The organism is Microbispora sp. ZYX-F-249, from assembly GCF_039649665.1.
Lineage (GTDB): Bacteria > Actinomycetota > Actinomycetes > Streptosporangiales > Streptosporangiaceae > Microbispora > Microbispora maris.
In genome coordinates this window covers 32,905-45,187 of record NZ_JBDJAW010000034.1, presented here as the reverse complement: position 1 = coordinate 45,187, position 12,283 = coordinate 32,905, and the positions used below count along the sequence as shown (strand labels likewise).

Below are 12,283 nucleotides of genomic sequence, written 5' to 3'. Positions count from 1 at the left end.
CGACGGCGCGTGCGCGGTGGCGTCTGCGGCGGTCCTCCGCGCGACCGTTCCCGCCGAGCGCGGGCAGGACCGCGGGAGCGGGTAAAAGCGCGGCGGGGATTCGCCCATGCGAGCCTGCGAGGTCCGGGTCTGCCGCGGACAAAGCCGCCATGACCTGCCGTTTCGTTTACGCGTACGGGGGGCGGGAAGGGCACCCGGGGCGAGCCGTTCGATGCCGGAGTCGATCATGAACGTGCAGAGCAACGCCCTGAAGAACGCGGGTGACACCGTGGCGTCGGCGATCGGCAGCGTCGCGGGGGCGGTGGCCGACCCGAAGGGCGCTTGGAAGCAGGCGAAGTCGGCCGTGTCGTCTCCGAAGCCGCTCGCAGTCGCCGCCGCCCTCGCCGCCGCCTACGGCCTCGGCTGGAGGCACGGCCACCGGGCCGCGACGCGCTGAGGGCCGCGGGCGCCGCGGTCCCCGTACGGCTCATTTGCCATCCGGAGGCGGACATGACCGAGATCGTGGGTGAGAGCCTGGCCCGGCGGCTGGTGGAGTGGGGGGTCGACACGATCTTCGGGCTCCCGGGAGACGGGATCAACGGCCTGATGGAGGGCTTCCGCCGGCACCGGGACAGGCTGCGGTTCATCCTCGTGCACCACGAGGAGGCGGCCGCGTTCATGGCGACCGGCTACGCGAAGGCGACCGGCCGTCTCGGCGTGTGCGCCGCGACCTCCGGGCCGGGCGCGATCCACCTGCTCAACGGGTTGTACGACGCGAAGCTCGACCACGTGCCCGTGCTGGCCCTGACGGGCATGCAGGAGACCTCGGTGCTGGGCACCCACTACCAGCAGGAGGTCCACCTCGACCGCCTCTACCAGGACCTGGCCGCCTACAACCTGATGGTCACCAATCCGCAGCAGATGCCCGGCGTGGTGGACCTCGCGGTGCGCAACGCGCTGGCCAAGCGGACGGTGTCACACCTGACCTTCCCCAACGACATCCAGGTGGCGTCCGTGAGCGAGGACCCCTACCGGCACGTCGGGCCGGGCAGCCCGCCCGCGAGCCTGCCGACCTGCGCTCTCCCGCCGCTGCGGCCCGCGGAGGAGGACCTGACCAGGGCGGCCGAGGTGCTGCGGCAGGGCGAGCGGATCGCCATGCTCGTCGGCGTCGGCGCCCGGCACGCCCGCGAGGAGGTGCTGGCGGTCGCCGAGAAGCTGGCGAGCCCGATCGTGAAGACCCTCCCCGGCAAGTTCGTGGTGCCCGACGACCACCCGCTCACCACCGGCGGGCTCGGACTGCTCGGCACCGCGCCGAGCGAGGAGCTCATGGAGGAGTGCGACACGCTGGTCATGGTCGGCACGTCCTTCCCCTATGCGAAGTACCTGCCGCCCGCCGGGCAGGCCCGGGTGGTGCAGATCGACGCCGATCCCACCCTGCTCGGCATCCGCCGGCCCACGCAGGCCCCGGTCGCCGCCGACGCGAAACTGGGGTTGCAGGCACTGCTGCCCATGCTCGACCCGGCGAAGGACCGGACGTTCCTGGAGAAGTACCAGCGCAAGATGGACGCCTGGCGCTCGGAGATGAAGGCGCTGCAGGACCCCTCGCGCGACCCCATCGCGCCGCAGTACCTCATGGGCTGCGTCGACGACGCCGCCGCCGACGACGCCGTCCTGACCTGCGACTCCGGGACCATCGCGACGTGGGCCGCGCGCCACTGGACGATCCGCGGCGGACGGGAGTTCTACCTGTCGGGCAACCTCGCCACGATGGCCCCGGGCCTGCCGTACGCCGTCGGGATGCAGCACGCCTTCCCCGGCCGGCAGGTGATCGCCTTCGTGGGCGACGGGGGCTTCGCCATGCTCATGGCCGACTTCCTCACCGCCGTGCGGCACGAGCTGCCCATCAAGGTCGTGGTCAACAACAACAACAGCTACGGGCAGATCCTGTGGGAGCAGATCATCCTCGGCTACCCGGAGTACGCCGTGCGGCACCGGCAGCCGGAGGCCGACTTCTCCGCCTGGGCCCGCGCCTGCGGGGCGTACGGCGCGAAGATCAAGAACCCGGTGGACCTGCCGGGCGCGATCCGCGAGGCGCTGGCGCACGACGGCCCGGCCCTGGTGGACTGCGACGTCAATCCCAACGAGCCGCCCATGCCGGGCAAGGTCAAGTACGAGCAGGCCAAGCACTTCACCGAGGCGTTCCTGCGCGGGCAGCCGCACAAGGCCGGCGTCCTCGCCACGGTGGCCCGCGACAAGATCAACGAGCTGCTGTCGTAGGCCCCGGCCGTGCGCGCTCCGCTCGCCGACCGCCGGGTGGCCGAGGTCGCGATCGTACGGCTCCGCGTGGGCCTGGGCGACCTGCTGTGCACCGTGCCCGCGCTGCGGGCGCTGCGCCGCGCCCGGCCCGACGTCCGGGTGACCGTGGTCACCTGGGCGGAGACGGCGCCGGTGGTGGAGCGGATGGGCGCCTACGTGGACGGCCTGCTGCCCTTCCCCGGCTACCCCGGCATCCCCGACCGGCCGGTGGACGGCCCGGCCCTGCGCGCGTTCCTGCGGTCCGCGCCGCGGTTCGACCTCGCCGTCCAGGCGTACGGCGACAACGCGGCGGCCCGGGAGGTGACCGCCCGGCTGGGGGTGCGCACGGGCGGCTTCGGCGCCCCGGGGGGCCTCGGCGAATGGTGGCTGCCCTATCCCCGCGCCGAGCACGAGGTCTGGCGGCACCTGCTGCTCATGCGGCATCTCGGGGTGCCGCTGCCGGGGAACCCGGCCCGCCTGGAGTTCCCGGAACGGCCGGCCGATCTGCGCCGCCTCGCCGCGCTCATGGAGCGGCGCCGGCTGCGGCCGGGCACGTACGCCGTGGTCCACCCCGGGGCGTCCTCGCCCAGCAGGCGCTGGCCCGCCGAGCGGTTCGCGGCCGTCGCCGACGGGCTCGCCGGGCGCGGGCTGCGCGTCCTCCTCAGCGGCGTCGCCGCCGAGGCGGCCCTGACCGCCGAGGTCCGCGCCGCCATGCGCCGTCCGGCCGCCGACCTCGCCGGGCGCACCGGCCTCGGGACGTACGCCGCGCTGCTGCGCCGGGCGGCGCTCCTGGTCAGCGGCGACACCGGGGTCGCCCACCTGGCCGCGGCGACGGGCACGCCCAGCGTCACCGTGTTCCTGTCGGGCGACCCGGTGCGGTGGAGCCACCCGGGAGGGCGGCATCCGATCGCCCGCGGAGACGCCGCCTGCAGTCCCTGCCCGCATCTGGACTGCCCCATCGACTTCCGCTGCGCCACCGGCGTCGGCGCGGGCGCGGTGCTGGAGAAGGCCGACGCGCTGCTGCGGTGAGGCTCAGCCGAAGTGGGGCCGCAGCCGGTTGTCCACCAGGGTGAGCGCGGCGGCGACGGCCATGTGCATGTCCAGGTACTTGTACGTGCCGAGCCGCCCGCCGAACAGCACACCGGGCTCGTTCTTGGCCAGCCGCCGGTAGGCCGTCAGGCGCGCCCGGTCGCGCCGGGCGTTCACCGGGTAGTACGGCTCGTCGCCTCGGCCGGCGAACCGCGGGTACTCCCGGGCGATCACCGTCCGGTCGGGCGGATAGTGGCGCCGCTCGGGATGCAGGTGGCGGAACTCGTGGATCCTCGTGTACGGGATGTCCTCGTCGGCGTAGTTCATCACCGGACAGCCCTGGAAGTCGCCCGTCGGCCTGACCTCCGTCTCGAAGTCCAGCGTCCGCCAGCCCAGCTCTCCTTCCCGGTAGGCGAAGTAGGCGTCGAGCGGGCCCGAGTAGACGATCGGGACCCGGCCCGCCCACTCCTCGCGTACGGACAGGAAGTCGGTGCCCAGCCGCACCTCGATCCGGGGATCGTCGGCCATCCGGGTCAGCCACGCCGTGTAGCCGTCGACCGGCAGTCCCTCGTGGACGTCGTCGAAGTAGCGGTCGTCGAAGGTGTAGCGGACGGGCAGGCGGGTGATGAGATCGGCCGGCAGGTCCCTGGGATCGGTCCGCCACTGCTTGGCCGTGTAACCGCGGACGAACGCCTCATACAGCGGCCGGCCGATCAACGAGATGGCCTTCTCCTCCAGGTTCGCCGGGTCCCGCACCTCCGCGGACTGCCCGGCGACCAGGGCCCGCGCCTCGTCCGGGGTGAAGACGCGGCCGAAGTAGCCGCAGATCGTGCCGAGGTTGACGGGCAGCGGGTAGACGCGCCGCCGGCAGGTGGACATCACCCGGTGCCGGTAGCCGGTGAAGGCGGTGAAGCGGTTGACGTACTCCCAGACCCGCTCGTTGGAGGTGTGGAACAGGTGCGAGCCGTAGCGGTGCACCTCGATGCCGGTGCGCGGCTCGATCTCGCTGTAGGCGTTGCCGCCGATGTGGTCGCGCCGCTCCAGCACCGCGACCCGCAGCCCGAACTCGCGGGCGCACCGCTCGGCGACCGTCAGGCCGAACACGCCCGCGCCGACGACCGCGAGATCGGGCCCGCGACGCCGCCGACCGGCCATCGCACCCCCGTACGGGAGGGTGCCCGGCCGGGCGACCGGCAACCCGGTGGGCACAATCGTTCAAGACCGTCGCCGCGCGCTGGGCTACAACGGTCCCCGGCGTGCCGCCGGGCCGGCACGGGACGGGCGCGGGAGGCGATCGGATGGACGTGGGTTTCGTCGGTCTCGGGATCATGGGGCAGCCCATGGCCCTCAACCTGGCCCGCGCGGGAACCCCCCTCGTGGTGTGGAACCGCACGGCCGCCAGGAGCGAGCCGCTGCGCGCCGCGGGCGCGCGGGTGGCGGGCAGCGCGGCCGAGGTGTTCCGGCGGGCGCGGGTGGTGCTCCTCATGCTGGCCGACGAGTCCGCGGCCGACGCGGTGCTGGAGCGCGGCACGCCCGGCTTCGCCCGCAACGTCGCGGGCCGGGTCGTGGTCCACATGGGCACCACCTCCCCGGGCTACTCGGCCGGGCTGGAGGCCGATGTGCTCGCGGCCGGAGGCCGCTACGCCGAGGCGCCGATCTCCGGCTCCCGGGTGCCCGCCGAGCAGGGGCGGCTGGTGGCGATGCTGGCCGGCCGGCCCGAAACCGTGGAGGAGGTCCGCCCGCTGCTCGCGCCGATGTGCGCCAAGACGGTGGTGTGCGGGCCGGCGCCCGGGGCGCTGCTGACCAAGCTCGCGGTCAACATCTTCCTGATCACGACGGTCACCGGTCTGGCGGAGTCGCTGCACTTCGGCGAGCGCCACGGGCTCGACCTCGGGATGCTCGTGGACGTGCTCAACTCGGGCCAGATGGCCAGCGACGTGTCGCGGGTGAAGGCGGTCAAGCTGGCCGGGCGCGACTTCACCGCCCAGGCCGCCATCGCCGACGTGCTGAAGAACAACCGGCTCATCGCCGAGGCCGCGCGGGAGGCCGGCATCGCCTCCCCGCTGCTGGACGTCTGCCACGCCCTGTTCGGCGAGACCGTCGCACTGGGCCACGCAGGCCTGGACATGGCCGCCGTCGTCCACGCGATCGAGGCCAGGACACACGGAGAAAGGACAAGCGGATGACCTCACGACCGATCGTCGTCGTCACCGGAGGGACGCGCGGCATCGGCCGGTGCACGGTCGAGCGGCTGTGCGCGGACGGGTTCGGAGTCGTCTTCACCCACTCGGACTCCGATGCCGACGCCAAGGCGCTGGAGGACGACCTCGGCCGTCGCGGCGCCCTCGTCCGCGGCGTACGGCTCGACGTGACCGAGGAGGACGCGCCGGAGCGGCTGTTCGAGCTGGCCGAGTCCGCCGGCGACGTCACTGGGCTGGTGAACAACGCGGGGGTGACCGGCAGGCTCGGGCCGTTCACCGAGCTGACCGACGCCGACCTGCGGCGGGTCACCGAGGTGAACCTCCTGGCACCGGTGCGGCTGTGCCGGGAGGCGGCGCGGCGCTGGACCGGCAGGACGGCCGCGCCGGAGAGCGGCCCGGTGATCGTCAACGTCTCCTCCGTCGCGGCGCGCACCGGTTCCCCGCACGAGTACGTCGCCTACGCCGCGACCAAGGCCGCGGTCGAGACGCTGACCGTGGGCCTGGCCCGGGAGCTCGCCCCCGCGGGCATCCGGGTGAACGCCGTCTCTCCCGGGACGATCGACACCACGATCCACGCCCGGGCGGGTGAGCCGGGACGGGCGCGGCGGGTCGCGGCGCGGATCCCGATGGGACGCCCCGGCAGGCCGGAGGAGATCGCCGAGGCGGTCGCGTGGCTGCTGTCGGACCGGGCGTCCTACGTCACCGGGGCCGTGCTGAACGTCGACGGCGGGCTCTAGTCGTGCCGGGCGGGGGCCGCACGTCGTTCGGCCGCGTCGAGCGCGGGGGCGAGCGGGGCGAGCGCGGCGCGGAGCAGGCCGGGTAGCGAGCCGGAGGGCACGACGAGCCCGCCGGCGACGGAGGAGGCGGCGGCCGGGCTTCCCACCCACCGGTCGAGCGCGACCCGGACCGCGGCGGCGACGCTCGCCGCGAGCACGCGGGCGGTGTCCCGATGGGCGTCGCCGAGGCGGCCGGCGATCGCGTCGGTGAGGGGGTGTTCGATCGCGGCGGCGGCATCGACGAACGCCTCGCGCAGCGCGGGACTTGTGGTGATCAACAGCAGCGCGTCGCCGTCCTGCGCGCCGGGGTCGGTGTACTGCTCCACGATCGCGTCGGCGACGGCGTCGGCCAGGCGGACGTCGTCCGGGCGAGCGGCGATCGCCGCCGCCACCCGGGACTCGCGTTCGGCGGTGACCGCGGCGACGATCGCCTGTTCACGGCTCGAGTAGTAGTTGTTGTAGGTCCTCGGCGAGACTCCGGCGGCCTCGGCTATGTCGTCGACCCGCACGTTGTCCGGGCCGCGTTCGAGAGCCAGCCGCCACGCCGCCTCGCGCAACGCCTGCCGGGTGGCCTGCTTCTTCTGCTCGCGCAGCCCCGTCCGTCCTGCCGTCACCGTCCCACTGTCGCAGAATCTTTGCGCTCACGCAAACTTGCGCGCGCGCACTTTTCGGATAGTCTGAGGCCCCCGGCGCGGCGGGAAGGCCGGCCTGCCGCCGGCAGTGACGGCGTCACGTGGTCCTCGGCCGCGCGTCTCACCACAAGGAGCGAAACATGGGCACCACTGCGGCCGCCGCCGGCGGCGACTTCCCGCTGGGCGGCGACCTGCGCGTCAACCGCCTCGGCTTCGGCGCGATGCGGCTCGCCCTCGGCGGCTCCGCGCCCACCCCCGAGGCGGGCGTCGCGGTGCTGCGCCGCGCCGTCGAACTCGGCGTGAACCACATCGACACCGCGGGCTTCTACGGCTTCGGCGACCTTCACGCCCACGAACTCATCCGGGAGGCGCTGTCGCCGTACCCGGACGACCTGGTGATCGCCACCAAGGTGGGTCCGCTTTTCACGGGCGGCCTGTCGCCCGCCGGCCAGGCCGGGCCGGATCGGCTGCGCGCCCTGGTGGAGGACGACCTGCGCCGCCTCGGCCGGGACCGCCTCGATCTGGTCTACCTGCGGGTGGGCGGTATGGGCCCGGCCGGCGGCGAGTCGATCGGCGAGCGCTTCGCCGCGCTCGCGGAGCTCCGCGGGGAAGGGCTGATCCGGCACCTCGGCGTCAGCAATGTCGACACCGTCCAGCTCGCCGAGGCACGATCCGTCGCCCCGGTCGCCGCGGTGCAGAACCACTTCCACATCCACCACGCGGGCGACTCCGCCGTCCTGGCGGCGTGCGAGCGGGAGGGCATCGCCTACGTCCCGTACTTCCCGCTCGGCGGAGGCGGGCAACGGATCGACCACGCCCGTCTCACGGGCGTCGCCGCCCGCCATCGGGCGACCACCGCGCAGGTCGCCCTGGCCTGGCTGCTGGCCACGTCACCGGTGACACTGCCCATCCCCGGAACCGGCTCCCTCGGCCATCTGACCGAGAACGTCGGCGCGGCCGGTCTCCGCCTCACCGCCGACGACCTCGCCGAGCTGAGCGGAGGCGACCCGCGGGTCACCTGAGCGCGGCCGTCCACCGGGCCGGCGTGAGACCGTAGGCCCGCTTGAACATGCGCGACATGTGCGCCTGGTCGGCGAAGCCGGCGAGCTGGGCCGTCTCGGCCAGGGGCACGCCGTCGCGCAGCAGCCGGCGGGCCCGGTCGAGTTGCCGCATCGTGCGGAAGCGGGTCGGACTGGTGCCGAACGCGACGCGGAACTGACGCGCGAGCGTCCACCTGTCCAGGCCCGAGACCCGCTCGAACTCGGCGAGCGGGTGCCTGACCGCCGGGTCGTCGGCGATCAGGTCGCGCACGCGGGTCAGCGCCTCGAGCGCGAGAGCGGGCCGCCCGCCCGGCCGCGCGGAAGAGTGACGCACGAGCGTGCGGACGACCCGCAGCGTGAGCGTCAGCCGTTCGGCGTCGTCCAGCGGCTCGTCGATGTCCCGCAGGCACGCGGCGAGCGCGGGGTCGGCCTCGCGCCGCCCGATCACGGGGTCGGCGACGAACGGCAGCGGCCCACCGCCCAGCGCCTCCCGTACGAGGCCGGGGTCGAGGTAGATGATCCGGTAGCCGAACCCCTCGTCGGTGCCCGCCACGCCGTCGTGCGGTTCGTCGGGGTGCAGGACGTGCCACTCCCCCGGCAGGCAGTGCCGCAGCTCGCCGCGGTAGCGGAACGTCTGCACACCCCGCAGCGTCATCCCGATCGCGTACGTGTCGTGGCGGTGGGTGGCGAACCCCTCGCCGACGAGCGACGCCTCCAGCCGCTCGATGCCCTCCGCGCCGGCGCCGAACCGCAGCCGGTGGCCGGGCAGGGTCCCGCCGGCCGGCAGATGCCGGCGCAGGCCCGCGCCGGCGTCCGGTGACTCGTGCCGCACGCGCCGAGACTACAGCCGTCCGCGGCGGCCGTCGCGGGCCTGCCGGTCGCCGCGGGGGGCATGTTGGCCGAGGGCGGGGTGAGGGACTAGGTTCGCGCCGTGCCCACCGACGATCATCCCTCCCCCCGCCTCCGGGTGTACGCCGTCTGCTCGGAGGTCCCGCCCGACGTGGTCGGCGGCCTCGGCCGGTACGCCGAGCGGATCATGGACGCCCTGCGTGATCGCGGCACCCCGGTCGTGGTCCTCGGGGCCGCCCGCCGGGGGGCGGCGTACCGGGCGGAGCGCCGGGGCGAGGTCACGCTGCACCGGCTGCCCACCCCCGGGTACGGCCTCGGGGGCGGCTCCCGCGTTCCCGCGCCGGTACGCCGCCTGGCCAGGGTCGCCGGGCTGCTCGCGTTCAACGTGCGGGCGGCCGTCCGGATCCTGCGGGCGGAGGCGGGGCGGACGGGGGCGGTCGTCGCCGTGCACGACTGGATGGGCTGCCTCGCCGGGCTCCTGTGCGGGGTGCTGGGGCGGCTGCCGGTCGTGTTCCACGTCCACACCCGCGAGCTGAACGCGCCCGGAGAGCGGCGCCGCTCGGCGTACGCCGTCCTCCTCGACCTGCTGGAGACGGCCCAGGCCCGGACGGCCCGCCTGATCGTGGTGCCGAGCGCCCGGATGCGCGACGACCTCGCGGCCCGCGGCTGGCCGGCCGGGCGGCTGCTCGTCGTGCCGCACGGCTACGAGGACCCCGGCCTGCTGCGGCTGGCCGGGCTGCCGGGCCGCGAGCGCGACCGGATCCGCGCGGAGGTGCGGCGCCGCTACCTGCCCGGCGGGCGGGGCCGGCTCGTCGTGTTCGCCGGGCGGCCGGCGCCGCACAAGGGGGTGCACACGCTGATCCGGGCGGTGCCGCGGGTCGTCGCCGAGCACGATGACACGCGGTTCGTGCTCGTGGGCGCCGCGGCGCCGCAGACCGACGACGCCGCGGCGGTGGCGCGGCTGATCGGGCGGACGGGGATGACCGGGCACGTCGTCGCGGGCAACCGCTTCCTCCCGCCCGACGAGGTGTTCGCGCACTTCCTGGCCGCCGACGTCTGCGTCTTCCCTTCCGTCTACGAGCCGTTCGGCCTGGTCGCCGTCGAGGCGATGGCGCTCGCCCGGCCGGTGGTGGTCGGGCCCGGCTACTCGCCGGAGGTCGTCGGCGACGGAGCGCTGCGCTGCGCCCGCGACGACCCCGCCGAGCTGGCCGGCGCTCTGCTGCGCCTCCTCGGCGACGCCGGGGAGGCGGACCGGCTGGCCCTGCGGGGCGCCGCGTACGTGCGGGAACGCCACGGCTGGGCGCGCACCGCCGCGCGCACCCTCGCGGCGTACGCCGAGGCGGCGCGGCCACGCCGGCCGATCACGCGCTGACGGACCTCGCGCGGCCCGGGGTCAGCCGATGCGGACCGGGAGCGTACGCGGGCCCCGCACCTGGCCGGGGGCCCAGGTCACCGCCGAGGGGTCGGCGAGGCCGAACACGGGAAGCCGTTCCAGCCAGACCTCCAGGGCGACCCGGAGCTCCATGCGGGCCAGGTGCGAGCCCACACAACGGTGGATGCCGAGCCCGAACGCCGCGTGCCGGTTGATCTCACGATCGATGATCACCTCGTCGGCCCGGTCGAACTGCGCGGGGTCGCGGTTGGCCGCGGGGAACGACAGCAGGACCCAGTCGTCGGCCTTCATGTCGACGCCGCGCCAGTGCATGTCCTCCTTGACCAGCCGCGCCATCGTGACCGGCGCGTACGCCCGGAGGAACTCCTCCATCGCGGTCGGCAGCAGCCCGGGCTCGGCGACCAGGCGCTCCCGGTCGGCCGGGGTCTTGGCCAGGTGCCACAGCGAGGCGCCGATCGCGCTCCAGGTCGTGTCGATTCCGGCGATGAGCAGCAGGGCGATCGTGCCGGCGACGTGCGCGGGTTCGAGCTTGCGGCCGTACAGCTCCACGTCGATCAGGTAGGTCGTGAGGTCGTCGCGCGGGTCGGCGACGTGGTCGCGGATCTGGTCGTACAGGTAGTCGAACAGCTCGTCCATGCGCGCCAGCCGCTCCTCCGGCGGCAGGTTGACGCCCTCCAGGGCGCTCTCCACGAACCTGCGGAACCGCGGGCCGTCCTCGGGCGGGAACCCCAGCATGTCGGCGATGACCCGCATGGGGATGTGCTGCGCGTAATCACGGGCGGCGTCGACGACCTCGGCGCCCTCGAACGAGTCGATCAGCGAGTGGCAGAACGCGCGTGTCGCCTCCTCCCGCCTCGCGACCTCCTTCTTGGTGAACGCCGGGAGCAGCAGCTTGCGCGCGTCGTGGTGGAACGGCGGGTCGGAGGAGATCGGCGGCACGGCTCCCATGGGCGCGATCTCCGCGGGCGGCCGGTAGTTGCTCATGATGATCGACCGCGAGGAGAAGCGCTCGGTGTCGTACGCGATCGCCGCGACGTCCTCGTACCGTGTCGGGAGCCACCCACCGCCGAACCTGCCGGTGTGCGCGATCGGGCAGCGCGTTCGCAGGTCGTCCTGGATCGGGTACGGATCGGCGGCCCACTCGGGCTCCAGGTGGGAGAAGTCGGTCGCCCAGTCCGACACCGGACCGGCGATGACCTCGTTGCGCGTGCCGGCGGGCGGCTCCTGCCGGAATTCGCGGGTGAAGCGGTCGTCGACGGTCATGTCAGGCCTCCTCGGCGAGCACGATCGCCCGTTCGGGGCAGTTGGCGGCGGCGACGCGTGCCGCCCGCTCCCCGCCAGGCGGCACGACGCCGTCGCCGAGGACCCGCCCGTAGCCCTCGTCGTCCTCGCCGAACAGCTCCGGGGCGAGGTCGTAGCAGCGGCCGTGTCCCTGGCACCGCTGCGGATCGATGGTCACTTTCACCGCGTGTTCCCCTTCGTGGAGTCCGGCCGGATGGGGGCGAGCGCGGCCACCAGGCGGGTGAGCAGCGCGCTCCAGTCCTCCTCGTCGACCGCGTGCTCGCCCGGCGGGACGAGCGCGCTGCCCAGTGCGAGCAGGAGACAGAAATGGGCGATCGCGGCGGGCGACAGCGCGGGGTCCAGTTCGCCGCCGTCCTGGGCGGCGCGCACGAGCCCGGCGAGCCGGTCGGCCCGGTCGCCGACGTAGCCGCGCATCGGCCGGGCGACCTCCTCGTCGCGACGGGCCGCGACCATGGCCTCGACGATGAGGTGCCCGCCGGCGTCCCGGCGGCGCTGAAGTCTGCGCCCCACGGCGATCAGCAGGTCCGCGACGGGCCGGTCCGGGTCGGCGGCCAGCAGGTCGGCCAGCAGCCGCGGCCCGTGGGTGCGCAGCGCGGCCACCAGCAGCTCGGCCTTCGAGCCGAAGTGCGCGTAGAGCGCGCCGTTGCTCACGCCGGCCGCGGCGGCGATGTCGGCCACGCGTGTGCCCTCGTACCCGCGCCGGGCGAAGACGTCGGCGGCCGCGCGCAGCAGCCTGTCCCGCGTCTCGGCGGCGGTGACACCCGCGATCCGCCCCATAACGGAATTA

At 74.5% G+C, this 12,283-nt stretch carries 13 protein-coding genes; 7 read left to right on the top strand and 6 right to left on the bottom strand.

Features of this window, described 5'->3' with window-relative positions:
• The first annotated feature begins 226 nt into the window (after positions 1-226).
• Genes AAH991_RS30695 through AAH991_RS30685 form a run of 3 tightly spaced genes read left to right on the top strand, consistent with a single transcriptional unit; the run spans position 227 to position 3,303 of the window.
• Complete coding sequence (locus AAH991_RS30695) at positions 227-436, top strand: hypothetical protein (RefSeq protein ID WP_346229409.1); 210 nt, start codon at positions 227-229, stop codon at positions 434-436.
• 53 nt (positions 437-489) lie between these two features.
• Complete coding sequence (locus tag AAH991_RS30690; RefSeq protein WP_346229408.1) at positions 490-2,256, top strand: thiamine pyrophosphate-dependent enzyme; 1,767 nt, start codon at positions 490-492, stop codon at positions 2,254-2,256.
• 9 nt (positions 2,257-2,265) lie between these two features.
• Complete coding sequence (locus tag AAH991_RS30685) at positions 2,266-3,303, top strand: glycosyltransferase family 9 protein (protein WP_346229407.1); 1,038 nt, start codon at positions 2,266-2,268, stop codon at positions 3,301-3,303.
• A gap of 3 nt (positions 3,304-3,306) precedes the next feature.
• On the opposite strand, the gene glf is transcribed toward AAH991_RS30685, so the two are convergent.
• A complete protein-coding gene (gene glf, locus AAH991_RS30680) occupies positions 3,307-4,458 on the bottom strand; it encodes a UDP-galactopyranose mutase (protein ID WP_346229406.1) in 1,152 nt (383 codons plus the stop codon).
• A 143-nt stretch (positions 4,459-4,601) separates the two neighbouring features.
• Here glf and AAH991_RS30675 point away from each other — a divergent pair, with 143 nt between their 5' ends.
• A complete protein-coding gene (locus tag AAH991_RS30675) occupies positions 4,602-5,489 on the top strand; it encodes an NAD(P)-dependent oxidoreductase (protein WP_346229405.1) in 888 nt (295 codons plus the stop codon).
• Positions 5,486-6,241: an SDR family NAD(P)-dependent oxidoreductase gene (locus AAH991_RS30670; protein ID WP_346229404.1), complete on the top strand. Its 756-nt coding sequence runs from the start codon at positions 5,486-5,488 to the stop codon at positions 6,239-6,241. The genes AAH991_RS30675 and AAH991_RS30670 overlap by 4 nt, the downstream gene beginning before the upstream one ends.
• On the opposite strand, the gene AAH991_RS30665 is transcribed toward AAH991_RS30670, so the two are convergent.
• A complete protein-coding gene (locus AAH991_RS30665) occupies positions 6,238-6,894 on the bottom strand; it encodes a TetR/AcrR family transcriptional regulator (RefSeq protein WP_346229403.1) in 657 nt (218 codons plus the stop codon). The genes AAH991_RS30670 and AAH991_RS30665 overlap by 4 nt on opposite strands.
• A 158-nt stretch (positions 6,895-7,052) precedes the next feature.
• Between AAH991_RS30665 and AAH991_RS30660 the strand changes: the two genes are divergently transcribed.
• Entirely contained in the window at positions 7,053-7,934 is an 882-nt protein-coding gene (locus AAH991_RS30660; RefSeq protein ID WP_346229402.1) for an aldo/keto reductase, read from the top strand.
• Here the strand turns inward: AAH991_RS30660 and AAH991_RS30655 are convergent.
• Positions 7,927-8,784 carry an AraC family transcriptional regulator gene (locus tag AAH991_RS30655; protein ID WP_346229401.1) on the bottom strand — a complete coding sequence of 286 codons (858 nt, stop codon included), beginning with the start codon at positions 8,782-8,784 and terminating at the stop codon, positions 7,927-7,929. The genes AAH991_RS30660 and AAH991_RS30655 overlap by 8 nt on opposite strands.
• Before the next feature lie 99 nt (positions 8,785-8,883).
• On the opposite strand from AAH991_RS30655, the gene AAH991_RS30650 reads away from it, so the two are divergent.
• Positions 8,884-10,173 carry a glycosyltransferase family 4 protein gene (locus AAH991_RS30650; RefSeq protein WP_346229400.1) on the top strand — a complete coding sequence of 430 codons (1,290 nt, stop codon included), beginning with the start codon at positions 8,884-8,886 and terminating at the stop codon, positions 10,171-10,173.
• 21 nt (positions 10,174-10,194) lie between these two features.
• Here the strand turns inward: AAH991_RS30650 and AAH991_RS30645 are convergent, their stop codons facing one another.
• Genes AAH991_RS30645 through AAH991_RS30635 form a run of 3 tightly spaced genes read right to left on the bottom strand, consistent with a single transcriptional unit; the run spans position 10,195 to position 12,273 of the window.
• Complete coding sequence (locus AAH991_RS30645; RefSeq protein ID WP_346229399.1) at positions 10,195-11,457, bottom strand: cytochrome P450; 1,263 nt, start codon at positions 11,455-11,457, stop codon at positions 10,195-10,197.
• Between the two features lies 1 nt (position 11,458).
• Positions 11,459-11,659: a ferredoxin gene (locus AAH991_RS30640; protein WP_346229398.1), complete on the bottom strand. Its 201-nt coding sequence runs from the start codon at positions 11,657-11,659 to the stop codon at positions 11,459-11,461.
• Positions 11,656-12,273, bottom strand: a complete 618-nt coding sequence (locus tag AAH991_RS30635) for a TetR family transcriptional regulator (RefSeq protein WP_346229397.1) — start codon at positions 12,271-12,273, stop codon at positions 11,656-11,658. The genes AAH991_RS30640 and AAH991_RS30635 overlap by 4 nt, the downstream gene beginning before the upstream one ends.
• Between the last annotated feature and the right edge of the window lie 10 nt (positions 12,274-12,283).